Genomic DNA, 24,884 nt, shown 5'->3' on the forward strand with positions numbered 1-24,884 from the left:
ATTAATCAATCCAAAATAAACAAACCTGAACGCTCTGCTTCTTGTTTCAATAATTCTAATTGCTTTTCGGCTAAAAAATAAAGCTGACTCGTCCAATCCCATCCTTCCCGATACACTAGTCCCAAATCAAGAAAAACAAGACCAAATCTCTTCCCTGTAAGAGATGACATTTCATCAAACTTACACTTTTTCACAATCTCACTCCGATTCTCTAATTTGTAACAATGCAAGCGTTCATGTCTTTTATACCTCCACGCATAAACTTCAGATTGTTCACTTAACGTCTTAATAAAAGCCTTAAACTTATTTCTACGATGATCTAATTCTCCTTTGTTATTGTCAACATAAATCATAGGAATACATTCCTCAGCTGTTAACCAATGATCAAATACACTTACGCTTACTTTACGATAAATTCCTTTATCTATCAGCGTTTCATCATCTTTCAATAATTCCTTTAAATCAGGAAATTTCCTTTTAAAGGTCTTGACTTCTTTAGAGGTTAAGTTCTTCATATTACTAAATTAAAAAAGGTTCCTACAACGAGGAACCTTTAATATCTGTTGGTATTTCACATACCGGTATGGGTTTCATTTTGTGCAAATTGGCACGGTGGAATTTGTTGTATATCTCAAGGACTTCCAAATGCCTTTTGTCCAATTCAGATCCATCTCCTTCGTAGCCCATGGCCCATTCTAGTTCTGGATACGTGGCTCCAATTTGGTCTTCGTCACTTCTTCCGTCTTCCCAAAGTCCGTCTGTTGGTTTGGCTTCTAAGATAGAATCAACAACACCAAGCTCTCTGGCAATATCAAACACTTCCGTTTTTAAAAGATCAGCAATAGGTGAAACATCTACACCCCCATCTCCATACTTGGTAAAGAAACCAACGCCAAAGTCTTCTACTTTGTTTCCGGTTCCGGCTACCAATAAACCATCTGCTTGTCCAAGGGCATAAAGTGTTGTCATACGCAACCTTGCTCTGGTATTGGCCATGGCTAAAAAGTTGTCTAACACATGTTGGGGCAAAGCTTTCTCTATGGCTTCAAAACTTTCTGTAAGTTCTATGTCTATACTCCTAACATTATCAAACTTGCTTTCCAAATCCTTGATGTGTTCCATGGCTCTTGTGTACTCCGCCTTGGTTTGGCGTATGGGCATACTCACCAATAACACGTCTAATTCTGTTAAAGCACATAAGGTAGAAGTTAAAGCAGAGTCTATTCCCCCAGAAATCCCAACTATATATCCCTTCACTCCAGCTCCATTGGCATAGTCTTGCAACCAATGAACAATGTAATCTGCAACTTTCTGTTTATCCAAAACTCCCCCCTTTTTCTTTATTAAAATAAGATACTCACCTTCAACATCAACTGACGTTGCTTGGCATCAAAACTTCTAAAGCTTAATGAATTATCGTTATTCTGGTTGAACAATGATTTGTTTTTATCATCACTTCCAAAAACTGCATCACCTTTAAACATAGGTGTAAAGCCATGGTAGTATGCTACCTCACCAACTAAACTTACATTTCCAGAAAACTTCCATTCTACACCGCCAGACAATCCTAAAGCCCCTTGGTAAAAGTTGATTTCATCCTGTGGCTCCATGTCATTCATCGTAGTAACATCCTCACCTGTTGGTACCAATTGGTTTTGAGGGTTTAACTCATAACGCATACCTGTATCGTTGGCTCTGTTTGAGATGATAAAACTGTTTCTCAATCCAGCTCTACCAAAATAACGTGTGTAACCGTAGTATTTTGTATGGAAAGTCAACATTGTTGGTATCGTTAAGAATATAGGTCTGTGCTGTCTCTCATCCAACCTAAAAATTCCATCATAGGTAGTATTTAAATCTATCATTCCATCCTCACCTACAAAATTCTTTCTTTGGTAAATGGTTCTATCCTTATACATGTAAAACAAATCTTGTTCTCCATCTGTAGTGGTTGTGTTTACTGTATATCTGAACTGTTGAATATCGAAAATAATTCCTGTACTGAACCCAAGGTATTCGGCAAACATGTAATGTAAATTTACACCTATTCCAAAGTTGTTACCAACACCTGGTGAGCTGATAAGGTTGGTTTCTGATTGATTCATTAAGATTCCTTCGCTTAACGAAATACCGGCTTGTAATTTCTTTACTTCAGCTTCTTGTGACATAGCGCAAAATCCCAAGAATACGGCGGCAATAGTAAATATCTTTTTCATACTTTTGACAAGTTAGTTATATGCAATTATAATCATAATTTTAATGGGAATCAAAAGCAAAATTCTGGGTTCAGCTCTTTTTATAGGCCTTGCTACTTCTTGCACAGGCGACAGATTACAGGTAGATGTTTCGGATCAACAAGTGGATATTCACTACCTGAATATAGACCAAGAAGTTAACGGGAAGAGTGCACAAGAACTTACTTCACTTCACCATCAACTAACAAAAGATTTAACAGACTTATACCAATATGAATTGAGTTTTAACCTCCGTCAAATTGGTCAAACCCTTCAACCTCAAGACACTGCTATTGGAGAGAAACTCCATTATTTCTATGCGCAAGAATTTATTGCAAAATTAGAAGAGGAGAAAAACAAAGCCTTTGACCTCCCAGTTCTTGAGCAAGAAATAAACGACGGTTTTAAACACGTAAAATATCACTTCCCTAACGCCCCATTGCCTACAGAAATCATCTGGATGAACAATTTATTTGCAAAGGTTCATGCTTCAGACAGTGCTGTATCCGTAGGCTTAGAATTTTACTTGGGTGAAAATCATGAACTCATTCAAAACATACCTACAAATAACCTTTATGCTTGGCAACGCAGACGCATGGTTAAAAGTTATATTGCCAGAGATGTGGTACAAGCTTGGTTACAAGCCAATGTCTTTAAAGTACCTACAGGAAAGCTAATCGAAAACATCATACATGCCGGAAAGGTGATATATGCCGTTGAGGCAGCCTTTCCCAATGCCAGCGATGAGGATATAATGCGCTACTCTTCTGCCGAATTGAAATATGCCCGAGAACATGAAGGAATGTTTTGGAAGTATTTGGTAGATCAGAAATTATTGTTTGATAACACAGAACGCGACAAGGCAAATTTATTGAACGAAGGTCCGTATACAGTTGGTCTTCCAGACGACTCACCCGATAGAATGGGACAGTTTTTAGGTTGGCAAATGGTAAAATCCTTCATGGATAAAAATGAAGATGTATCTTTGCCCCAATTATTAGAAATAGACTACAACAAGATTTTACAATCTTACGATACAAAATAATATGTCAGAAGATAAAATAGTAAAAACATCGAGCATCAAAGTAGATGTAGGTACCAACGAGAACAACGTTCCTGTACGTATGAAATGGAACGCTGAAGATGGAAATGTAAACGATAGAGAAGCAAGTGCTATGTTACTTTCTTTATGGGATCCTAAAGAAAAGAATACCATGAAGATAGATTTATGGACAAAAGATATGTCTATAGAAGAAATGAAGCAGTTCTTCCACCAAACATTGCTTACAATGGCTGATACCTTTGAGCGCGCAACAGGTGAGAATTTGATTACAGAAGATTTGCGTGACTACTGTTACCACTTTGCTCAAAAGATGGAGATTTTACCGGAAGAATAAAAAATATTTTCTACCACAAAAAAGAGGCTACCCATAGGATAGCCTCTTTTTTTATGTCTTCTTTTCTATCGATTAGATAGTCATGATATCTTTTTCTTTCAACGCTACTTTATCATCAATACGCGCTACGTACTGGTTCGTAATCGTTTGAATTTGCTCTTCAGCAGATTTTGCTTCGTCTTCAGAAAGTCCATCATTTTTTAGGTTCTTGATAAAATCCATCGCGTCTTTTCTGTTGTTACGTACACCAACTTTTGCATCTTCACCTTCTGCTTTTGCTTTCTTACAAAGATCTTTACGTCTTTCTTCAGTCAAAGCAGGAACACTAATGATTAACATTTCACCGTTGTTTTGAGGCGCCAATCCAAGGTTACCGTTAATGATACCTCTTGAACATTCTTCTAACATCGCTTTTTCCCAAGGCTGTACAGTAATTGTTCTTGCATCAATAGTACTAACGTTTGCTACCTGAGCCAATGGTGTTGGAGAACCGTAGTAATCTACCATTACACTTTGCAACATAGATGGGTTTGCCTTACCTGCACGTATTTTCAACAATACGTTATCTAAATGTTCTATCGTTTTTTCGTTCGCACCTTTAAACTCATCGAACGCCATTTGTACTTCCTCAGTCATGTTCTCAAATTATTTTCACAAAAATAAAAAACAAATATAATTAATGTTTGCTTAGCATATGATGCGCCCGATTTTTTTCGTTGAGGAAATAAAGAAGATGTATCGCTTCTAAGTTTTAAGATAAGTTCATCTTTCTTTCATCTACAATTGTGGAAGAATTCTTATTTTAAGACTATGGATAAAAGCAAAGCAAGAGAGGCCAGTAATGCCATTGGTAGAATTTACATCACCATGCGTCATTTAATGAACCGTGGATTTTACAAACCTATGGGTGTTTCCGGAAAAACATTAAGGGAGGCCTTGCTTGAACTACAACCTGAGATTTACGGTGCCATAGCCGAAGATAAATTGGAAATTAATGGACTCTTTTACGTTCTCGACCGTTTACCAGAAGGTATCGAGAATTGTAAGTACATCCACCTTACTTCTGATGAGGGCTATAAAGACACCCACATACCGGTAATTATACCTCCCAAAAGAAGAAGAAAATGTTATCCACTCGATAAGGAACAAATAAACATAGAGATTACACGCGGTAGATCTGATGTCTATGACATCCTTACCCACCTTACTTTTCTCTTTATAGAATCACACAAAATAGCCCACCATATATTAAGGGAAGACGAAAAAGATACCATACGCGAGTGGCAAAAATTAGAAGAAGCTCTTCAAAAATCAGAGCTAAGTAACGAGGAAATTGAACTGGCTCTAATTCATACCTCTACTATAATTGGAAGAAGTTTTACAGAAACAAAGGAAGTTTACACGCAGTTTGCAAGTGAACAGCATCCGCACCGTTTTTTGAAGTTGATATATGGATTAGGTAAACTGGCCTTGGATGAAATTCAAAACAAAGACAAACGCGTCATCACTTTTTCCAAAACCTTACGAGAACGCATAGGTCATCATATCTATGGAGATATTTGGGCAACCCAACTCAAGCACAAGTTGCAAGAACTTCACTTGATGGATAGACCACTACACATCATTTCTGCCAACATGCATAGTGTTATGAACTACTTGTATGCACGACAAGCCATGCAAACAGAAGATGCCATGGCCTGTTTTGAAAATTTGAGTCAATCTGAAAACAAAGAAGACAGAAAAAAAGTAATGCGCTATGCCAAAAAACATGGATTACACTTCATCAAAGACGATACAGGAACCAACATAGATGTGCAGATTATAGACCTTGCAAAGCTCAATCTCTCAGAAAGTTTTCTCAACAACGCCAAAGACAACCGAGCTGTTTTGCTGGTGATGGACTATGCTTTTGGAGAGCAAGCCTACGAAAGTATGGATGAACTCTTGAAGCCTTTGAAATTAAGTACTGGAGATATAAAATTGCACGTAGAATCTATTTCCATCATGGGAAAAGCAGGTATTTTAGAAGGCGACAAAGGCGACATCATGCTACCCACGGCCCATGTATTTGAGGGAACGGCAGATAATTATCCTTTCCTAAATGAACTTCATCTTTCCGATTTTCAACACGAAGACCTAAAAGTACAAAGTGGTCCTATGATTACCGTATTGGGTACCTCTCTTCAAAACAAAGATGTGTTGGAATACTTTAAAACCTCCACTTGGGGGATGATAGGCTTAGAAATGGAGGGAGCACACTATCAAAAAGCCATACAAAGCGCCTCTAGGATACGCAAGAGCGTTAGAGAAGATGTAAAAGTGCGCTATGCCTATTACGCCTCAGACAACCCCTTAAAAACAGGTTCTACGCTCGCATCTGGTGGATTGGGATTAACCGGTGTGAAACCAACCTATATTATTACTAAAAAGATTCTACAGCAAATTTTACATTAATCTGTTTCGTTGGCATACCGACGGGCATAAAAAAGCCACTCCAAAAGAGTGGCTCGGTATTTAATAGAACGAAAAATAATTCTTCATTCTTAAGTCGTAGTTCTTAATTAACCAGAGTTCCTACTTGATCACCTTCCACAACTCTTCTCAAGTTACCTGGAGTGTTCATGTCGAAAACAACGATAGGAAGATCGTTTTCTTTACATAAAGTAAAGGCCGTCATATCCATCACGTTTAATCCTTTTGCGTAAACATCATCAAAGCTAATGTTATCGAATTTCTCAGCGTTGGCATCTTTTTCAGGATCTGCTGTGTAAATACCATCTACACGTGTTCCTTTTAAGATGACATCAGCTTCAATTTCTATTGCTCTCAACGACGCTGCAGAATCTGTTGTAAAGAAAGGGTTACCTGTTCCTGCTCCGAAGATGACAACTCTTCCTTTCTCAAGGTGACGAACTGCTTTACGACGGATATAAGGCTCAGCGATTTCTTTCATTTCTATTGCTGACTGCAAACGTGTTTTAATGTCTTGCGCCTCTAATGCAGATTGAAGGGCCATTGCATTGATCATTGTAGCCAACATTCCCATGTAATCACCGTGGGTTCTGTCCATACCACCTTGCTCTGCCTGAACTCCTCTAAAGATGTTACCACCACCAATTACTATGGCTACCTCAACACCTAGGTCAACGATTTCTTTAATTTGCGTTGCGTATTGAGTAATTCTATCATTATCAATACCAAACTGCTTATCACCCATGAGTGCTTCACCACTCAATTTTAGAAGAATTCTTTTGTACTGCATCTATTCCTTTTGATTTGGACAAAAATACTTCTAAAATGTATGAAAAAACAAGCTTTTGTTTAAAAAATACGGAGAGATTTACCAGCAACGATTATCCGTGACCAGATGAATTCGATTTGACGAAAAACAAAAAAGGCTGTCCCAGAGGAACAGCCTTTTTTATATTTTGAATTGCTTTTTCTTAGCTTAAAGAGAAACGCTTGAATTCAGTTACAGTTAAGTCTTTATCGATAGACTGTAAGTACTGCTCTACTGATTGCTTGTTATCTTTAATAGAAGCTTGGCTCAACAAAGTGTTTTCTTTGAAGAATTTACCTAAACGTCCTTCAGCAATTTTCTCAGCCATTTCAGCTGGTTTACCTTCTTGGATAGCTAATTCTTTACCAACTTCTAATTCTCTTGCGATCGTGTCAGCATCGATTCCATCTTTGTTTAACGCTAATGGATTCATTGCAGCAACTTGCATAGCAACTTGCTTACCAGCTTCTGCGTGACCTTCTTTGTTCATTGCAACTAAAGTAGCCAATTGGTTACCTGGGTGGTTGTAAGCAACAACCTCAGCAGCTTCAACTTTCGCGAAGTGAGATAAATCTAATTTCTCTCCGATAACACCAACTTGCTCAGTAATTTTCTCAGCAACTGTTAATTTATCATCGAATTTCAATCCGTTTAATTCTTCTACTGAAGAAGCACCGTTTTCGATAGCGATGTTCAATATAGAAGTAACAAAGTTTCTGAAGTCATCATTCTTAGCAACGAAGTCAGTCTCACAGTTCAACTGTAACATGTAACCAACGTTTCCTTTAGACTCAGCGAAGATAACACCTTCTTTAGCTTCGTTCTCACCTCTCTTAGCAGCAACTTTTTGCCCTTTCTTACGAAGGATGTCAATTGCTTGTTCGAAATCTCCATTTGCTTCAGATAATGCCTTTTTACAGTCCATCATCCCAGCTCCTGTCTTATCTCTTAATTCTTTTACTTGTGCAGCTGTAATTGCCATGTGTAAAAAATTTTATTCTATTAATATTTTATTCTTCTTCTTCTTTTGCTGCTGCAGCCTTTGGAGCTTCAGTTGTAGCAGTCTCCTTTTTAGGAGCCTCTTTTTTAGCAGCTTTTCTTTCTTCTAAACCTTCTTTGATAGAAGATGTAACAGCATCCATAATGATAGAGATAGATTTTGTTGCATCATCGTTAGATGGAATAGCGAAATCAACTGGACGAGGGTCTGAGTTAGTATCTACCATAGCAAATACTGGAATGTTCAAACGCTTCGCTTCTTTCAACGCGATGTGCTCTTTCAATACATCAACGATGAAGATCGCTGCTGGCTGACGAGTCATATCTGCGATAGAACCAAAGTTCTTTTCTAATTTCTCTCTCTGACGTGTTTTGAATAGACGCTCTCTTTTAGAAAGTGTATCCCAAGTTCCATCTGTCTTCATTTTGTCGATAGATGTCATCTTACGAACTGACTTACGTGTAGTAGCAAAGTTAGTTAACATACCACCTGACCATCTTTCAGTTACGAACGGCATGTTTACTGCGCTAACTTTATCAGCGATAATTTCTTTCGCTTGCTTCTTAGTAGCAACGAATAAAATTTTCTTTCCTGACTTAGCAATTTGCTTCATTGCTGCACACGCTTGATCCAAGTGAGCAATTGTCTTATTTAAATCGATAATGTGGATACCTTTTTGCTCAGCAAAGATGTAAGGAGCCATCGCTGGATTCCACTTTCTTTTAAGGTGTCCAAAGTGTACACCTGCGTCTAATAAATCTTTAAATTCTACTTTTGACATTTTAATTTTCTTTATTGTTTACGTTCCTTTAGTATCAGGCCCTGAGGGTTTCTTAAAAAAGAAAGGGTTCTCAAGAACTTAGATGCTAAACAAGCGCCAAAATATAATCTTCGATTAACGTTTCGAGAACTGGAATTTCTTACGAGCCTTAGGCTGACCTGGCTTCTTACGCTCAACCATTCTTGGGTCACGCGTCATCAATCCTTCAGCTTTCAATGCTGGTTTCATTTCCTCGTCTACTTTTACAAGAGCTCTTGAGATTCCTAAACGGATAGCTTCTGCTTGACCGTTTACTCCTCCTCCATTTACGTTTACTTTAACGTCGTACTGTCCAACAGTCTCAGTTAATTCAAACGGCTGAACAATCTTAGATTGTAAAACAGCTACTGGGAAAAACTCAGTGTAATCTCTATTGTTAACAGTAACTTTACCAGTTCCTTTAGTAAGGTAAACTCTAGCTACTGAAGTTTTTCTTCTTCCTAATGTGTTAATTACTTCCATGCTTCTTATTTGAATGATTCAAGGTCAAAATTTACTGGCTTCTGCGCTTCGTGCGTGTGCTCAGCACCTTCAACCACTTTTAAATTTCTGTACAACTGGCGACCTAATTTGTTCTTAGGTAACATTCCTTTAACAGCCATCTCTACCAAACGGATAGGACGCTTAGCCATTAACTCTTCTGCAGTTAATGAACGTTGCCCACCTGGGTAACCTGTGTGACGGATGTAAGTCTTGTCAGACCACTTGTTTCCTGAAAGTACTATTTTCTCTGCGTTAATAACGATTACGTTATCTCCACAATCTGCGTGAGGAGTGAAGTTGGGCTTGTGTTTACCACGGATCAACTTCGCTACCTTACTTGCTAGACGACCTAAAGTCTGTCCCTCTGCATCTACTAACAACCACTTCTTATCAGCAGTTTCTTTGTTACCAGATACCGTTTTGTAACTTAATGTATCCACTCTTTTTAAATTTATTAAATAAGACAATTTCCCCATTCCATACTTGAAACGGGGCTGCAAAGATAGTACAAGTAATTTTTATTCACAAGCGCTCGGTGGAAAAGATTGATAATCGGTTGATATAATGTGATTTCGATCGCCGAAGATAACACAAAACTAAAGAAAAAAGCGTCACCCCAAAGAGGTGACGCTTCTGATAAATACGGAATAGCTCTCTAAAGTATCATTACCCTAAAGAATATCCTGAGTTTTATAACAATTCAATTTGTGTGAACTCAATCTGGTTCTTCTTCCTATAGTAAAGTGTGATTTTCCCAAGTTCATCACTTGTCATATAACCAAAGGCAGTAACAAATCCCATATTTGTGTAAACATCATTCTGTGATTCATTCTCTAAATACTCGTCATCATTCGAAATATCAGTAGCGCATAAACTTGCTTTAGGAATGACTCCATCCATAGTACTTTGAAAAACAAAAACTATTCGATTTTCCAATTTATCAACATACCTAAAATGGCTCATGTCATAAACCATGCTATAATATCCTAATTGAGAAAGATCGGTTGATTTTGGAATCATTATTTCCATGGCATCATTTTTCACAACCTGCACACCCTCTATTCCTAAGCTTTTGTTTATTTCCACAACAACAAAGGATCCAAATTTTATAAAGTTAGTAAGGGATAATGAGCTCGACGCCTTTTTAATTTTTGAGCCGGTACTTCCAATACTATGTCTGGACTCAAATGTTTCAGCAATAATTTTATATCCCTTTTCCGTTTTTACAACATCATTAAATATATACTGTTCACTTTTCTGTATTTTTTCTAATTCATCATTATTTCCCGGGTCAATCAAAGAGGTAATTTCATTTTTCCAATTGTACTTTACATCTTTCACGAGGTTACCTGTATGATTATACACCTTTACAAACAACCCTTCCAGATTTCTGTTCTCATCTATATACTGACCAAAAAGCATGACTTCATCACCATAAGTTTTAACCTGTCTTGCTACAAACTCTAACCCTTCACTGTATTGTTGGTCAAACATAGTCTGTCCCTCATCATTAATTTTTATGACATGTTGACTAAAATTACTTTCCTTCATTCCACGACCTTCTTGGTACGTAATTAAAAGGTTTCCCTCATGATCTACCAGAATATCTTTGTGGTAAACGGCTTTATTTTCTCTCCCAATGCGTTTCCTCCACAGTTCATTCATACTGTTATCTACTTTAATAATTTCAAAAGCATATCTATTAATATCATGACTCTCGATTCCCGCCAGAATAAAAAAACCATCTTTTGCTTCATAGATTTTAACAATAGTGAACAAGGCCGCATATTGTTCAGAAAGCGTTTTAACTTTTTCTAATTTTATTTCACCTAAAAATCCTCCATTCTTACCAAAAGACCTCACAACTACAAAATCTTTTACCATATTTATAAAAGCAATTGCACATGCTTCATCATTAACTGCAGCAGAAAGTGTACTCGTATTTTTGAACAACTCAGTTCGAGTACTCAAAACTTTATCTAAGTAAAAGTCCATTATATCGATGGTATAATTTCTGAGTTTACCTTTTTGACCTTCTTCCTCATAGACGGTTAAATACCCATTAGAATTCACATAAGTTTCCACAGAACCTTCAACGTTCCCAATCACTCTTCCTTGGGTCCAAGATGATGTACTTATTAAGTTGAAAAAAAGAATAGATATGAATAGGGTAAATCTTTTTAGATACATAATTAGATTATTAGTTTCGCCTAAGATAATTAATGTGAAGAATTAATTTTTACTCCAGCCCATTTTTAAAGATTAACTGGAACCTCCTTTATTGATCTGATTCTGGAATTGAACGAAACAAAAAAGCGCCACCTCAAAGAGATGACGCTTCCATATAATAGGTATGTAACTATTTACTTTGATCAATTTTCTTCACCATCGTTAAGATAGTAGCCAAAGCAACTGTTTCTCCTGTTTCGTCATATACGTCTACCAAGAATTTAACAATTCCTTTTGCAACATCGTCTTCTGAACGCTTCTCTTGATCGATTTTCTCTTTTACTGTGAAACGAACTCCGATGGTAGCTCCTGGGTAAACTGGTTTTGTAAATCTTGCTTCATCGATACCGTAGTTCAATAATACTGGACCTTTCTTGGCGTCTACAAACAATCCTGCCGCTTTAGAAAGGATGAAGTAACCGTGTGCTACTCTTCCTTCGAAAATTGTTCCATCTAAAGAAGTCTCATCCATGTGGGCATAGAAGTTATCTCCTGAAACATTCGCAAAGTTTACGATATCCGTTGTTGTTACCGTGTGTTTGGCTGTAAATACAGTATCTCCAACCGTTAACTCTTCAAAATGCTGACGGAATACGTGAGGGTTAGCTTCTGGCTGCGCTCCACCTACTTGGTATTGCTGTGTAATTTCTGTAATCGTAGTTGGGTGACCTTGGATGGCCGTTCTTTGTAAGTAATGCAAGATACCTCTTTTACCTCCCATTTCTTCACCACCACCAGCTCTACCTGGTCCACCGTGCGTTAACATCGGCATTGGAGAACCGTGACCTGTACTTTCTTTCGCACAATCGTTGTTCAATACCAAAATTCTTCCATTCATATGAGCCGCCTCAACCACGAATTCTCTCGCAATCTTATTATCAGCCGTAACGATAGAAGTAACCAATGAACCTTTACCTAACTTTGTAAGCTCAACAGCCTCGTTTAAATCTTTGTAAGGCATAATCGTAGAAACAGGTCCGAATGCTTCAACATTGTGTACATCTGTTTTGTTGAAAGGATCGTTGTTCAACATTAAGATAGGCGACATAAATGCACCTTTCTTGTTGTCTGCTCCCATCACTTCTACGTTATCTAAATCTCCAAATAAAGTAGCTTGAGATTTTTGCAATAATTCTACATTCTCTCTAACTCTGCTTACTTGTAACTGGTTGATCAATGCTCCCATTCTAACCCCCTCTACGGTTGGATCTCCAATGGTAGTTTTTGCCAAACGAGCAGTTAATGCGTTTTGTACATCTTCTACTAATTTCTCTGGCACCATAATACGACGAATAGCTGTACATTTTTGTCCAGTTTTCACCGTCATTTCACGTGCAACTTCCTTAATGAATAAATCAAACTCTGGAGTTCCTGGAACTGCATCTTCACCTAAAACTGAAGCGTTTAATGAATCGGCCTCTAGGTTGAAAGGAACAGAGTTTTCTATGATGCTAGAAGAAGCTTTGATTTTTTGACCCGTTGCTGCAGAACCTGTAAAGGTTACTACATCTTGGTTGGTCAAATTATCAATGATACCTCTACCTAAACCAGAAACTAACTGAATAGCTCCTTCTGGTAAAATACCCGACTCAACGATGTCTTTCACCATACATTCTGTTAAGAAAGATGTGTGCTCAGATGGCTTCACCATAGCTGGTACACCAGCCATTAAGTTCACGGCTACTTTCTCTAACATACCCCAAATTGGGAAGTTAAATGCATTGATGTGAACAGCTACACCTTGTTTTGGTACCATAATGTGATGACCAATAAAGCTACCTCCTTTAGATAATGGAGCAGCTTGTCCGTCTACATAATAAGGTAAATCTGGGAATTGACGACGCAAAGAAGCATTGGCAAACAAGTTACCTATACCTCCTTCAATGTCTATCCAAGAATCCACACGAGTGGCACCTGTTGCAGTACTTAGGGTGTAATATTTTTCTTTTCTATCTAATAAGTAGAAAGCCAAAGCCTTTAACATACGACCTCTTTCTTGGAAGGTCATTTTTCTCAAGGCTCTACCTCCTTTATCTCGTCCGTAAGCTAAAGCGGCTTCGAAATCAATTCCTGCAGATGAAACTTCTGCGAATTTCTCTCCAGTGATGGCATTGAATACTTCTGTTTCAACTCCTTCTCCGGCAACCCATTTACCTTCGACGTAATTTTTTATGATTTGCATGAACTGTCTTTTTTAAGCGTCCACGAAGATAAGGGTCTAGGGGATGAAATCAAAATGCGTCCGCGACAATCTAAAAGTAAGGGTCGACCAGCGTGTCGACCCAATACGAAGAAGCCCATACCTAAGGAAACTTCACGACCAAGAAAACCTCAATGCCACAAAAGTTAAAAAGCTGCTAACTACACCTGCAACAGTCCAACACATCTGTTCTGCATAATGAGTGCTTCTTGTACTCTTATTGTACGCTTCTTATTTAAGTATCGGGTCGACACGCTGGTCGACCCTTACGGGAAAATGGTTAGGACAAATTTGGGCGGAGCCACTTTTCCATTTCTTCGAAAGATTTTCCTTTACGGTCGGCAATACTTTGTACTTGTTCTTCGGTTATTTTTCCAACCCCAAAATATTTGGCTTGCGGATGGGCAAAATACCACCCAGAAACTGAAGCTGTTGGCAACATCGCCAAACTCTCCGTTAAACTCACCCCTGTTAATTCCGTTGCATTTAACAATTCAAACAAAGTTTCTTTTTCCGTATGATCTGGACAAGCCGGATAACCTGGCGCTGGACGAATACCTTGGTACTTTTCTTTGATCAAAGCTTCATTATCTAAGCTTTCATTCGCAGCATAGCCCCAATGCTCTCTACGAACATCTTGGTGCAATTTCTCAGCGAAAGCCTCTGCCAATCTATCCGCCAAAGCTTTCAACATAATAGAATTGTAATCGTCGTGATCTGCCTCAAAAGCTTTCACTCTTTCATCTATTCCAATTCCTGTAGTTACTACAAATGCACCAATGTAATCCTCTAAACCACTTTCTTTAGGTGCAACAAAATCACTCAAGGCTAAATTGTCTGCATTGGCCGACTTCTTTAATTGTTGGCGCAAGGTATGTTGCACGGCCAAGACTTCTGATCGCGTTTCATCTTTGTAAATCTCTATATCATCTCCTACAGTGTTGGCAGGAAATAAACCAAAAACCGCTTTGGCTTGCAACCATTTTTCATCAACAATTTGCTTGAGCATGGCTCTGGCATCTTCATAAAGCTTTGTTGCAGCCTCACCCACTATTTCATCTTCTAAAATTCTTGGGAAGGGACCTGCAAGTTCCCATGTTTGAAAGAAAGGTGTCCAATCAATAAAATCTACTAATTCTTCTAAACTGTAGTCTTCAAAATGATGCACTCCCAATTGTTTTGGGGTATAAACATCTTCAGCTTTCCAAGAAATATTCATCTTATTGGCTTGTGCCTGCGTTAAGGGCAAGTAAGTTTTACGCCCTCTATTTTTAGCGTGATGATCTCTTAATTTCTTGTATTCTGCTTTCACGTTGGCCACATAATCTGCCTTTCGTTGTCCCAATAAACTTTCAACAACGGTTACAGACCTTGAAGCATCTAAAACGTGTACAGTTTGATCATTCTGATAGTTCTCCTCAATTTTAACAGCTGTATGCACGCGAGAAGTTGTAGCACCTCCTATCATCAAAGGAATTTTCAAATCTGCTCGTTGCATTTCTTTGGCTACTGTGACCATTTCATCTAAGGAAGGGGTAATTAAACCGCTCAAACCAATGACATCTACATTTTCTTTGATAGCCGTTTCTATAATTTTTTCAGCGCTCACCATCACGCCTAAATCAATCACGTCATAGTTGTTACAACCCAATACAACTCCCACAATATTTTTACCGATGTCGTGCACATCACCTTTTACGGTTGCCATCAATACTTTTCCTGCAGCGGATTGTACGCCATCTTTTTCGGCTTCTATATAGGGTAACAAATAGGCTACCGCCTTCTTCATTACACGTGCTGATTTCACAACTTGGGGCAAGAACATTTTTCCTGAACCAAAAAGATCTCCCACCACGTTCATCCCATCCATCAATGGTCCTTCAATGACTTGTATGGGTCGATCAAATTTCTGTCTACATTCTTCCGTATCTTCCTCTATAAATTCAACTATACCTTTTACTAGGGCATGCTCTAATCGCTTTTCTACTGTAGTTTCTCTCCACGACAAATCCTTTTCCTTTTTCTTACCATCCCCTTTTACGGTTTCAGCAAAATCTAAAAGACGCTCAGTTGCATCTGGTCTTCTGTTGAGAAGCACATCTTCAACATAGGTTAAAAGCTCCTTGTCAATATCGTCATACACCTCCAACATAGAAGGGTTTACAATACCCATATCCATCCCGTGCTGTATACCGTGGTATAAGAAAGCAGAGTGCATGGCTTCACGCACAGAATTATTTCCTCTGAATGAAAAAGAAACATTGGAAACACCTCCAGAAACATGGGCTCCCGGTAAATTTTCTCTTATCCATTTAGTTGCTCTAAAGAAGTCTAGCGCATTGTTATTATGCTCTTCCATCCCTGTAGCAACTGGGAAAATATTAGGGTCAAAAATGATGTCTTGAGGTGGGAATTTTACCTTTTCAACAAGGATATCGTAGGATCTTTTACAAATTTCAACCCTTCGTTCATAGCTATCTGCCTGACCATTTTCATCGAAGGCCATGACAATTACAGCCGCTCCAAATCTCTTAATGGTCTTGGCTTGATAAATAAAATTCTCTTCACCCTCTTTTAAGGAAATGGAATTGACAACACCTTTACCTTGTATACATTTTAACCCAGCAACGATGATTTCCCATTTGGATGAATCTACCATAATGGGAACACGTGCGATGTCTGGTTCAGAAGCGATAAGGTTTAGGAATTTAGTCATAGCTTCTACACCATCTAACATTCCCTCATCCATGTTCACATCTATGATTTGGGCTCCACCTTCTACCTGTTCTAAGGCTACAGACAAAGCTTCCTCATAATTTTCTTCCTGTATGAGTCGTAAAAACTTACGAGACCCCGTAACATTGGTACGCTCTCCTATATTGATGAAGTTTGCCGCTTCATTGACTATCAAAGGTTCTAAACCTGAAAGTTTTAAAGGAGGTAAATTGTGTAAGTTAGACATTTTCTTTTCGCGTTCTTGGGTTATACACTTTGGCTAAATCAGCGATTACTTTTATGTGCTCAGGAGTAGTTCCGCAGCAACCACCTATGATGTTTACCAATCCTTCTTCCAAATATTCTTTGATTTGCTCACCCATAATTTCTGGGGTTTCGTCATAGGCTCCAAATTCATTGGGTAAACCCGCATTGGGGTGTGCGCTCACATAAAACGGAGCTTTTTTATCCAGTACTTGCAAGTATTGACGTAAATCTGAAGCACCTAAAGCACAATTTAAACCTATGCTGATTAAGGGCATATGCGACATAGAAATCAAGAAACTTTCTGTAGTTTGCCCAGTTAATGTTCTACCCGAAGCATCGGTAATGGTTCCTGATACCATAATTGGAAGTTCAACTCCCAACTCTTCATACACTACATCTATGGCATATAAAGCTGCCTTTGCATTCAGGGTATCGAATACTGTTTCCACCAAAAGAAGATCGGCTCCTCCGTAAATTAAGCCCAAAGCTTGTTGTTTGTAGGCTACAACCAATTCATCAAAAGTGATGGCTCTATATCCAGGATCATTTACATCAGGAGAAATACTTGCAGTTCTGTTGGTTGGTCCTATAGAACCTGCTACGAACCTTGGTTTTCCTGGTTCCTTGGCAGTGAATTCATCTGCAATTTCCCTTGCTAAATTGGCAGAGTAGTAGTTAATATCATCTACAAAATCCTCCAAATGATAATCGGCTTGTGCAATGGTTGTTCCTGAAAATGTATTGGTTTCACAAATGTCTGCTCCTGCCTCGAAATATTGGCTATGAATTTCCTTAATAATATCTGGGCGAGTTAATGATAGCAGGTCATTATTTCCCTTTAAAGAAGCTTCGTGATTCTCGAACCAATTTTTACGAAAATCATCCTCGGTAAGTTTATGTCGCTGTATCATGGTACCCATAGCACCATCTAGTACAAGCAAACGCTCTTCTAACAAACGCCCAATTAATGCATTTGTAGTTTTGATTCTTTCTTTATCTTTTGTAGACAAAGAAAGTTGGGTAATATCAATTTTATCCATAGTCTAAATTTAGTCTATGCAACCCCACTAATCACCAGAAATAATATTGTATCAATACTTATTTTCATCTATAAAATAGACTGGAATTAGCACCGAAATCGATTAGAAATCGAAAGGTTGCTAAGGTATCATAGGGCCATTCCCTCCTCCTTTCTTAATAAGTTTATGTTTAAGAACTTAAGGCAAAGATAATTGAAATTATCACATGCACTTTATATCTATAAAAAAAGGAGCTCAAAATGAACTCCTTTTAAATTTATGCTTCTGGCGCTAATCGTAAGACTACACCATCCAAATCATCATTTATGTGCAGCTGGCATCCTAACCTACTATTTTCTTCCACATGAAAAGCTTGGTCTAACATGTCTAGCTCATCATCCGATTGCTCAGGTAATTCGTGATCACTTTCTAAGTAACACTGACAAGACGCACACATCGCCATTCCACCACATGTACCCTCTACAGGTAACTCATATGATTTACATACTTCCATGACATTCATGTTCATATCTGTAGGCGCTTCTAACTCGTGTGCTACACCCTCTCTATCAATAATTGTGATTGTAATTGTATCAGCCATCTTATTTAATTGTTCAACAAAATTAATGAAAGCTTAGAATTAATCTTTGATAGAAATCAATATTGTCGCTAAAATTTTAATACGACCAAAAGTCATGTTCCAAATTTCTTATCTCTTCTGTTATTTGCTCTGCTTGAAGAAGTGCATCAACACCAACTCTATATGTACTGATATCTCTATCATAAACATTACTTTCTTTAATTATCGTAGATGCAAAACGCCTTTTCCAAAACAAATCGTCGTAACTCATCCATTGCGCATCATTTTTTTCATTATAAACAAGGTAATTATTGAAAGCATATCTGCACTCTGGAAAATACAACCAAAACAATTCCTTTTTACCCGTAATCCTTCCTTGTGCATCACGGACATAAATTTCTGGTGCTATTCCAATTATTCTCACATCCAAGGTTGAAGTCTCCTTGTTAAAAAACCAATCTTCTTTTAACTTGTAAGAAACAATATCTTTTGAAGAATAAGGCATCATTTCTCGAGGTGGATATACTAAGTTTCCGTATTGGTCTATAGAATCATACCCATAGATATCCACGTAAGGTACGTCTGATTCTTCACCAAACATATACAGATAAAACGACAATTCCTCTCTATACACAGAATCTGAATTATAATTCCCTCCTGCTTTTGGTAAGATGGGATATTTGAATTGGTCTCCATCTGTAATCGTGTAGGCTACCGGATTGTAGGGACTGTAAACTGTAATATTTCCAGCTAGGATTTCTGTTTTAATTACTGTCCACAAACTCCAATGTGTATTATGGCGTATCCAATTTCCATCGCTATCATAACCATCCAATGGGTAATACATACTATGATTTAACTTTTGACGCATATCTAAACTACGCCAAACTCGTTTACTCCAAACTACGTCAGCCTCTCTTTGGTAATCATAGGGAATCAATCTTTTTGTAGGTATGGTTGTTCTCATTACAGGTCCATCGATTATTCCTTGGTTAGCATTGATTGGACCGGGTTGTGCTTCACCTAATAAAGGAAGAACTAAAACAACTATAAATAGAGATACGTTTCTAATAACTTGCATAACATCTTGAATTTAACGGTTAATACTCTTTGATATATAACACATTAACTCAAGTCGGTTACGCACACTAAAGTTTCGACACAAAAAAAGGGAGAAGTTACCTTCTCCCTTTCCAAATTATTTCGTTTCAATTAGAACGACCAAACATCATGTTCAATATTCCTAATCTCTTCTGTAATCTTTTGAGATTCTAAAAGTGCATCAACACCAACTCTGTATTTCTCGATGTCTCTGTCGTAAACATTACTTCTCTTATCAATAGTTGAAGCAAATCTACGTTTCCAGAATAAATCGTCGAAACTCATCCAACGTGCATCATTGTGCTCATTGTATACAAAGTAGTTGTTAAATACATATCTACACTCTGGGAAATACAACCAGAATAACTCTTTTTTACCTGTGATGAAACCATTGTTGTCTTTCTCAAAAATCACTGGAGCAATTCCAATAATTCTTACATCCAAAATAGATCTTTCTTTGTCGAAGAAGTAATCTTCTTTCAATCTGTATTGAACGATATCCTTAGACATGTAATAGTTTGTATCACGGTCTGGGTAAACTAAGTTCCCCTGAGCATCCACAGAATCCCATCCATCTGCACCTGTAAAAGGTACATCAGACTCTTCTCCTAACGTTGCTAAATACAAATTAATTTCTTCTCTGTATTTTGCATCTGTACGGTAATTTTTACCATCCGCAGGAAGAATAGGATACTTAAATTGATCCCCATCTCTCATCGTGTACAATAAAGGATTGTAAGGAGAGTATACCGTTAGGTTACCTGCCAAAATCCCTGTTCTGATGATTGTCCATAAACTCCAACGTGAAGCATTTCTAATCCAGTTCCCTTCAGAATCAAATTCATCCATTGGGAAGTATAGGGGATGGTTCATCTTCTCGCGAAGATCAATCGTTCTCCACACACGTTTACTCCAAATAACATCCGCTTCTCTTACGTATTCGTAAGGAATAAGTCTTTTCGTTGGAATGTTCGTTTGGATATAAACTCCATCGATGATACCTGTTTCTGGTCTAGTATGTAGGGGTCCAGCATCTACTTGCGCTGTAACCGTACCTGCTAAACACAATACAGATAATACACTAACAATTAAACCTTTCATATCCTTTATCCTTTAATTTATTTAATCTTGAAACTCATGTTTCTTCTTCTAACAACACCGTCTGGACCTTTTACTCTCGTATTGATCTGAACGATTGCTCCTGAAGGCGCTTGTTTCAATAAACTTTGCGCAGCAGCGATAGAAGCTCCTTGTCCTTTTACTGGTCTTGGTGCACCTGAAACAGATACTTCCCAAGATTGAACGTCAAACTTAACACCAGTTAATGGAACATCTGGTCCGTAAGATGCAAATAATCTAGTAGCCGCTTTTAACGCACTCTTAGATGCTTCTGCTCCTGACTCGATAGAACCTAACTTCAACTCTGGGTTTGGCAATGGTCTTGCTTCAAACTCAACAGTATTCAAAGTTACACTCTTATCTCCAGAAATACCTACGATAGAAATAGAAGCTTTACCTCTTGACTTTGGTTTTGCAATCCAGAAATCTCCTGACTTCGTTAATCCTACGTTGTTACCAGGCTTTAAGTTAAATGAGTTGTAACCTGAAGCTGCACCTGTAACTTTGTTATCGTAACCGATGTATAAGATACGCATGTCTGGTAAAGAAATCTCTCCTGAAGGCGCTCCAACTTCGTAGTTGAATGACCAAGGCTGAACTGTTTCAGTACCGTTTTTCTTCTTAATTGCAATTTTACCTGACAATTGTTTCACACCTGCTCCATCAGCTTTCACTTTAATGTAACCTTTACCGTCACGGTATTGTACATTTAATTCTTGAGCTTCCTTAGTTGAGTCATTCGTCCAAGTTACACGTGGAGATTGGTACTCATCATAAGCAGCCATCATTACTTTTAACTCGATGCTATCACCTTGGTTAAAGTAATTTGAACCAGCGAATGCTAAAGGTTGAATTTTGTTGAAAGAGTACTCAGAAGAACCAATCTTAGTTCTTAAGTGTTTCAACGCCATTGCCTCAGCTGTTCTTAACTCCTGTTCAATAGAAGACAAAGTTGCCAACGCTGCAACGATTGGAGCGTGGTCAAATGATCTTCCTACCCAGTGAATGTTCTTTGTTTCACCTTGGTGAACATCAGCATATTCAACTTTTGTTAACTGAGAGTAAATCTGCTTTACTATACCTCTATCATCAAGGTAAGTTTTAGAAATTCTTTCTTCGATTTGTGCTGAATCTAAAGCCGAAACTCCTTCTTCTCTTGAAGTATCAAACGTAAACTTCTCTTTTTCGTTTGAACTAGCTTCTGCTAAAATTCTTACTAAATCATCTCTAAACCCATTCATTTCATTCCACAAACGCATACCTTCTTTGTTCGGTTGTGGATTTTTAATTTCTGGTCCAACCATAACTTCCATAGGAACATCATAGTTATCTTTAGAGTTAACGTTTTCTAAGTTGTAAGTAGTTCTTTCATACTGCGTACCTTCATCAGTTACAGTTTTAATCAATGAAAGATCTTCTCCAACTTTTGTTAACATTAAGTCTCTCATTTCGTTCAAAATACTAATCTTACGACTAGTTAATTCACGAATAGAGTCTGCCGCCGGTAAGTACTTTAAAGCTGCTTTTTTACGACCAGCCTCATCACTTTCAGTCATTTCCTTGATACCTTGGTAGGCCTCAGTTCCTTGACCAGCGATAGTCATCGTACCGTCTTTAATGTTATTGTCGAAAGTTACGAAGGCATCCAAAATGGTCTTCGACACGTTCAACGCCAGAAGTGCGGTCAGTACCAGGTACATCATCCCGATCATCTTCTGTCTTGGGGTTTCTTTTCCTCCTGCCATGACTTTTTAAATTTTTATAGTTTCTAATTAATTAATGCGCCGTTACATGAAAGTAACAACCGTATTTACTAAATATTAACCTTTAGTAATCGTCATAGCTTTTAACATGTTACCGTAAACTGAGTTCAAGTCAGTTAAGTTCTTAGATAACATTGCCATATTCTCTTTGTATAATTTTGTATCCTTCGCAGAGTCAGAAAGGTTTTGCATCATTTCTGTTACTTGTGCTTGGAATTTCTCAGTTGCTTCTAAGTGAGAAGAAGAACCTTTCAATTGTAATTCGTAAACATTGTTCAATGCTGCCAAGTTCTTAGAAACTTTTTGCATTTGCTCACCGAATGACTCACCTTCTTTTTGAGTAGATGTCATACCTGCGATAGAAGCAGAAGCTCTTTCGTAAGACTCAGACAATTTAGATACTCTTTCAGAAGCAGACTTCAAGCTATCAACGTAAGAATCTGTAGCAGCTGCTGCAGAAGTAACACCTTTCAATTGTGCAGCGTTATCTCCTAAAGCTCTCATTCCGTCTCCTAAACGCTCTAATAACGCTCCGTCGATTTTCGCTTCTTCTAACATTTTGTCTAACTCAGCTGTAACACCAGTTCCTCCAGAAACACCACCACGGCTTCTTCCTGCTACTGGTAAGTTATCGTGATCAAAATCATCTTCGTGACCTAACGCTAACTCTGGGTATACTAACTCCCAGTTTGGATCTTCATGTATAGGCTCAAATGCCGAGAATATGAAGATAATTGCCTCTGTTCCTAAACCAATGATCAACATTGGACCTGCACCTGGCCAGTGCATGATTTTAAATAATGCACCAACAATTACCACTGCCGCACCGAATCCGTACAATTTCGCCATAAAGGCTTTCCACGCTTTACTTCCTGGTTTCATAGTTTTCCTTTTGTTTTTAGTTTACTCTCTCCGCGTAACCACCCTTGGAGAGAGGGATTATTATTTGTTTTGATTTGTTTGCTTATCTCAATTGAAGATCTTGATCTAACTCTTCTCCACCTTCAGCTTCAAAATCTCTACCACCTCTACCAAGGTGAGATTGAACTGATCTAGTACCGATGTAAGACTTCGCTGTATCTTGGTACTCATAAGTTCTTGTACTTGTTTGTAAGTAGAAACCTATATCTTTCCAAGAACCACCTCTAATTACTTTACGCTTTTGTGATGGTGGATCCCAGTCCATAGCATCGTAACGGTAATCAGAACTTAAGTCGTTAGAGAATTCGTACATAGACTCATCGTATGCTGTCTCACACCATTCTGCAACGTTTCCAGCCATACAGTATAATCCCCAACCATTCGGGTTGTAAGAGTATGCTTTCACTGTGTAGAAACCTCCATCTTGGAAGTAACGTCCACGCATAGGCTTAAAGTTACCTAAGAAACATCCTGATTCATTTCTGATATAAGGACCACCCCATGGGTATGGAGAACCATCTAAATCACCTCTAGCTGCTCTTTCCCATTCAGATTCATTTGGCAATCTGAAATCAGAAACAAAAACTTCTCCCATAGACACCAACCAAGAGTTTAACAATTGTGTTCTCCACACGTTAAACGCTTTTGCTTGTGTCCAAGTAATTCCAACTACTGGGTAGTTATCGTAAGCTACGTGCCAGAAGTAATTTTTTGTTTGCTCATCGTTGTATGAGTAAGTGAAATCACGGATCCAAACTAAAGTATCTGGATATACTTGAATCTCCTCATCGATAATAAAACGCTGACGATTTTCGTGACCTCTAATAGCGTTGTCCTGTCCTTTTTTGTTGAAGTATCCTAAATCAAGGTCTTTACCTTGTGGATCTCTTGTAAAAGGATGATCAGGAGTTTTTAACGTTCTGTGATCCTCATCTAAAACTACACCTTGGTAATCTCTTCCATCAGGCTTGATGTGAACTTCACCTCTTTTTGCAGCTTCACGTAAATCGATCCAGTAGTACTTAAATCTTAACTTACGCGTATCGATTTCTTTTCTTTTGTAGTATCTCTCTGACTGTGGGTAGTACATATCAATTACCAACGGAACGATATCCGGGTTTTGGTAACTAAATTCTTTATCCCAGTTCAAAGCAAACTGCTCTCTAGAGAAAATACGATCAGAAGGGTCGTAATCTACCCATTCCAAAGCACCTTCGTCAAAGTACATGTCTTGATAGTTGATGAATTGCTCAGCTTCATCATCTTCACTCAATCCTTCGTAAATTTTTTCACGAGCAATAGAGTCACGTACCCAATATACGAACTGACGGTATTCGTTATTCGTAATCTCCGTCTGATCCATATAGAATGCAGGAACGGAAACTGTTTTCGCTACCGTCTGGTGCATAAATGGTACATCTTGATCACTTTGTCCCATAGTGTAAGAACCAGATGGAATGTATACCATACCTAAAGGAATTTCAGGATAATACACACCACGATTCAAAACACCAGTTAAGTGACCTGTTCTCGTGTTACACGATATCAATATCGCACTAACAAAACCTAATAACAACAGTTTTTTCATTCTACCTCATTTTATTTTCCGAATCTCATCAACTTTCTACAGGATCAATTGGGATGATTATAACGGAAACAATGTATATATGGTTACAACAATTTCTAAATAATCTTTATTTCTACAACCATCTAGGGTTAATTGTAACCTCTCTTGGTGGCGGCGGAAGTATGTAAC

Annotated in this window: 22 protein-coding genes and 1 riboswitch; of the genes, 3 read left to right on the forward strand and 19 right to left on the reverse strand. The window is 38.1% G+C overall.

Going from position 1 to position 24,884, the window contains the following annotated elements; all coding sequences use genetic code 11:
* Positions 1–5 precede the first annotated feature (5 nt).
* The 3 genes from BM327_RS15075 to BM327_RS15085 are packed head-to-tail and all read right to left on the reverse strand — an operon-like array spanning position 6 to position 2,216.
* Complete coding sequence (locus BM327_RS15075) at positions 6–515, reverse strand: hypothetical protein (protein WP_090252906.1); 510 nt, start codon at positions 513–515, stop codon at positions 6–8.
* A 22-nt stretch (positions 516–537) separates the two neighbouring features.
* Positions 538–1,323, reverse strand: a complete 786-nt coding sequence (nadE, locus tag BM327_RS15080; RefSeq protein ID WP_090252909.1) for an NAD(+) synthase — start codon at positions 1,321–1,323, stop codon at positions 538–540.
* 20 nt (positions 1,324–1,343) lie between these two features.
* Positions 1,344–2,216, reverse strand: a complete 873-nt coding sequence (locus tag BM327_RS15085) for an outer membrane beta-barrel protein (RefSeq protein ID WP_139230413.1) — start codon at positions 2,214–2,216, stop codon at positions 1,344–1,346.
* Positions 2,217–2,259: 43 nt separating this feature from the next.
* On the opposite strand from BM327_RS15085, the gene gldB reads away from it, so the two are divergent.
* Both gldB and gldC read left to right on the forward strand, forming a co-directional pair.
* On the forward strand, positions 2,260–3,279 hold the full coding sequence (gene gldB, locus BM327_RS15090; protein WP_090252917.1) for a gliding motility lipoprotein GldB: 1,020 nt from the start codon (positions 2,260–2,262) through the stop codon (positions 3,277–3,279).
* 1 nt (position 3,280) lies between these two features.
* Entirely contained in the window at positions 3,281–3,631 is a 351-nt protein-coding gene (gldC, locus tag BM327_RS15095) for a gliding motility protein GldC (RefSeq protein WP_090252922.1), read from the forward strand.
* 72 nt (positions 3,632–3,703) lie between these two features.
* On the opposite strand, the gene frr is transcribed toward gldC, so the two are convergent.
* Complete coding sequence (gene frr, locus BM327_RS15100) at positions 3,704–4,267, reverse strand: ribosome recycling factor (RefSeq protein ID WP_090252925.1); 564 nt, start codon at positions 4,265–4,267, stop codon at positions 3,704–3,706.
* Between the two features lie 174 nt (positions 4,268–4,441).
* On the opposite strand from frr, the gene BM327_RS15105 reads away from it, so the two are divergent.
* Positions 4,442–6,085: a DUF6909 family protein gene (locus BM327_RS15105; protein ID WP_090252930.1), complete on the forward strand. Its 1,644-nt coding sequence runs from the start codon at positions 4,442–4,444 to the stop codon at positions 6,083–6,085.
* Positions 6,086–6,188: 103 nt separating this feature from the next.
* Here the strand turns inward: BM327_RS15105 and pyrH are convergent, their stop codons facing one another.
* The 15 genes from pyrH to porK form a co-directional block, all read right to left on the reverse strand.
* On the reverse strand, positions 6,189–6,893 hold the full coding sequence (gene pyrH / locus BM327_RS15110; protein WP_090252933.1) for a UMP kinase: 705 nt from the start codon (positions 6,891–6,893) through the stop codon (positions 6,189–6,191).
* Between the two features lie 181 nt (positions 6,894–7,074).
* A complete protein-coding gene (gene tsf, locus BM327_RS15115; RefSeq protein WP_090252941.1) occupies positions 7,075–7,893 on the reverse strand; it encodes a translation elongation factor Ts in 819 nt (272 codons plus the stop codon).
* A 28-nt stretch (positions 7,894–7,921) separates the two neighbouring features.
* The gene (gene rpsB / locus BM327_RS15120; RefSeq protein WP_090252948.1) at positions 7,922–8,692 is read right to left on the reverse strand and encodes a 30S ribosomal protein S2; all 771 of its coding nucleotides are present in this window, start codon (positions 8,690–8,692) and stop codon (positions 7,922–7,924) included.
* Between the two features lie 114 nt (positions 8,693–8,806).
* Complete coding sequence (gene rpsI / locus BM327_RS15125) at positions 8,807–9,193, reverse strand: 30S ribosomal protein S9 (RefSeq protein WP_090252952.1); 387 nt, start codon at positions 9,191–9,193, stop codon at positions 8,807–8,809.
* A gap of 5 nt (positions 9,194–9,198) precedes the next feature.
* On the reverse strand, positions 9,199–9,654 hold the full coding sequence (gene rplM / locus BM327_RS15130) for a 50S ribosomal protein L13 (protein WP_090253022.1): 456 nt from the start codon (positions 9,652–9,654) through the stop codon (positions 9,199–9,201).
* 250 nt (positions 9,655–9,904) lie between these two features.
* Positions 9,905–11,404, reverse strand: coding sequence for a DUF6770 family protein (locus tag BM327_RS15135; protein WP_090252956.1), 1,500 nt, complete (start codon positions 11,402–11,404; stop codon positions 9,905–9,907).
* A gap of 169 nt (positions 11,405–11,573) precedes the next feature.
* Complete coding sequence (gene paaZ, locus BM327_RS15140) at positions 11,574–13,625, reverse strand: phenylacetic acid degradation bifunctional protein PaaZ (protein WP_090252961.1); 2,052 nt, start codon at positions 13,623–13,625, stop codon at positions 11,574–11,576.
* A 298-nt stretch (positions 13,626–13,923) separates the two neighbouring features.
* On the reverse strand, positions 13,924–16,605 hold the full coding sequence (metH, locus tag BM327_RS15145; protein ID WP_090252966.1) for a methionine synthase: 2,682 nt from the start codon (positions 16,603–16,605) through the stop codon (positions 13,924–13,926).
* Entirely contained in the window at positions 16,598–17,545 is a 948-nt protein-coding gene (locus tag BM327_RS15150) for a homocysteine S-methyltransferase family protein (RefSeq protein ID WP_090253026.1), read from the reverse strand. Before BM327_RS15150 ends, metH begins: the two co-directional genes overlap by 8 nt.
* A gap of 175 nt (positions 17,546–17,720) precedes the next feature.
* Positions 17,721–17,829: riboswitch (SAM riboswitch) on the reverse strand.
* 92 nt (positions 17,830–17,921) lie between these two features.
* Complete coding sequence (locus BM327_RS15155) at positions 17,922–18,245, reverse strand: 2Fe-2S iron-sulfur cluster-binding protein (RefSeq protein ID WP_090252970.1); 324 nt, start codon at positions 18,243–18,245, stop codon at positions 17,922–17,924.
* Positions 18,246–18,321: 76 nt separating this feature from the next.
* Positions 18,322–19,305: a type IX secretion system ring subunit PorN/GldN gene (porN, locus tag BM327_RS15160; RefSeq protein WP_090252973.1), complete on the reverse strand. Its 984-nt coding sequence runs from the start codon at positions 19,303–19,305 to the stop codon at positions 18,322–18,324.
* Between the two features lie 131 nt (positions 19,306–19,436).
* Positions 19,437–20,426: a type IX secretion system ring subunit PorN/GldN gene (gene porN / locus BM327_RS15165; RefSeq protein WP_090252978.1), complete on the reverse strand. Its 990-nt coding sequence runs from the start codon at positions 20,424–20,426 to the stop codon at positions 19,437–19,439.
* Between the two features lie 17 nt (positions 20,427–20,443).
* Entirely contained in the window at positions 20,444–22,189 is a 1,746-nt protein-coding gene (gene porM, locus BM327_RS15170; RefSeq protein ID WP_090252982.1) for a type IX secretion system motor protein PorM/GldM, read from the reverse strand.
* A 75-nt stretch (positions 22,190–22,264) separates the two neighbouring features.
* A complete protein-coding gene (porL, locus tag BM327_RS15175; protein WP_090252987.1) occupies positions 22,265–23,089 on the reverse strand; it encodes a type IX secretion system motor protein PorL/GldL in 825 nt (274 codons plus the stop codon).
* Between the two features lie 82 nt (positions 23,090–23,171).
* On the reverse strand, positions 23,172–24,716 hold the full coding sequence (porK, locus tag BM327_RS15180) for a T9SS ring complex lipoprotein PorK/GldK (RefSeq protein ID WP_090252991.1): 1,545 nt from the start codon (positions 24,714–24,716) through the stop codon (positions 23,172–23,174).
* Positions 24,717–24,884: the final 168 nt, after the last annotated feature.

The organism is Lishizhenia tianjinensis (assembly GCF_900116425.1).
GTDB classification, from domain to species: Bacteria; Bacteroidota; Bacteroidia; order Flavobacteriales_D; family Crocinitomicaceae; genus Lishizhenia; species Lishizhenia tianjinensis.

Excerpts from the sequence above, each read along its gene's own strand:
- BM327_RS15075 (WP_090252906.1), bottom strand. The coding sequence starts at position 515 with ATGAAGAACTTAACCTCTAAAGAAGTCAAGACCTTTAAAAGGAAATTT.
- BM327_RS15085 (WP_139230413.1), bottom strand. The coding sequence starts at position 2,216 with ATGAAAAAGATATTTACTATTGCCGCCGTATTCTTGGGATTTTGCGCT.
- gldB (WP_090252917.1), top strand. The coding sequence starts at position 2,260 with ATGGGAATCAAAAGCAAAATTCTGGGTTCAGCTCTTTTTATAGGCCTT.
- gldC (WP_090252922.1), top strand. The coding sequence starts at position 3,281 with ATGTCAGAAGATAAAATAGTAAAAACATCGAGCATCAAAGTAGATGTA.
- frr (WP_090252925.1), bottom strand. The coding sequence starts at position 4,267 with ATGACTGAGGAAGTACAAATGGCGTTCGATGAGTTTAAAGGTGCGAAC.
- BM327_RS15105 (WP_090252930.1), top strand. The coding sequence starts at position 4,442 with ATGGATAAAAGCAAAGCAAGAGAGGCCAGTAATGCCATTGGTAGAATT.
- pyrH (WP_090252933.1), bottom strand. The coding sequence starts at position 6,893 with ATGCAGTACAAAAGAATTCTTCTAAAATTGAGTGGTGAAGCACTCATG.
- tsf (WP_090252941.1), bottom strand. The coding sequence starts at position 7,893 with ATGGCAATTACAGCTGCACAAGTAAAAGAATTAAGAGATAAGACAGGA.
- rpsB (WP_090252948.1), bottom strand. The coding sequence starts at position 8,692 with ATGTCAAAAGTAGAATTTAAAGATTTATTAGACGCAGGTGTACACTTT.
- rpsI (WP_090252952.1), bottom strand. The coding sequence starts at position 9,193 with ATGGAAGTAATTAACACATTAGGAAGAAGAAAAACTTCAGTAGCTAGA.
- BM327_RS15135 (WP_090252956.1), bottom strand. The coding sequence starts at position 11,404 with ATGTATCTAAAAAGATTTACCCTATTCATATCTATTCTTTTTTTCAAC.
- paaZ (WP_090252961.1), bottom strand. The coding sequence starts at position 13,625 with ATGCAAATCATAAAAAATTACGTCGAAGGTAAATGGGTTGCCGGAGAA.
- metH (WP_090252966.1), bottom strand. The coding sequence starts at position 16,605 with ATGTCTAACTTACACAATTTACCTCCTTTAAAACTTTCAGGTTTAGAA.
- BM327_RS15150 (WP_090253026.1), bottom strand. The coding sequence starts at position 17,545 with ATGGGTACCATGATACAGCGACATAAACTTACCGAGGATGATTTTCGT.
- BM327_RS15155 (WP_090252970.1), bottom strand. The coding sequence starts at position 18,245 with ATGGCTGATACAATTACAATCACAATTATTGATAGAGAGGGTGTAGCA.
- porN (WP_090252973.1), bottom strand. The coding sequence starts at position 19,305 with ATGCAAGTTATTAGAAACGTATCTCTATTTATAGTTGTTTTAGTTCTT.
- porN (WP_090252978.1), bottom strand. The coding sequence starts at position 20,426 with ATGAAAGGTTTAATTGTTAGTGTATTATCTGTATTGTGTTTAGCAGGT.
- porM (WP_090252982.1), bottom strand. The coding sequence starts at position 22,189 with ATGGCAGGAGGAAAAGAAACCCCAAGACAGAAGATGATCGGGATGATG.
- porL (WP_090252987.1), bottom strand. The coding sequence starts at position 23,089 with ATGAAACCAGGAAGTAAAGCGTGGAAAGCCTTTATGGCGAAATTGTAC.
- porK (WP_090252991.1), bottom strand. The coding sequence starts at position 24,716 with ATGAAAAAACTGTTGTTATTAGGTTTTGTTAGTGCGATATTGATATCG.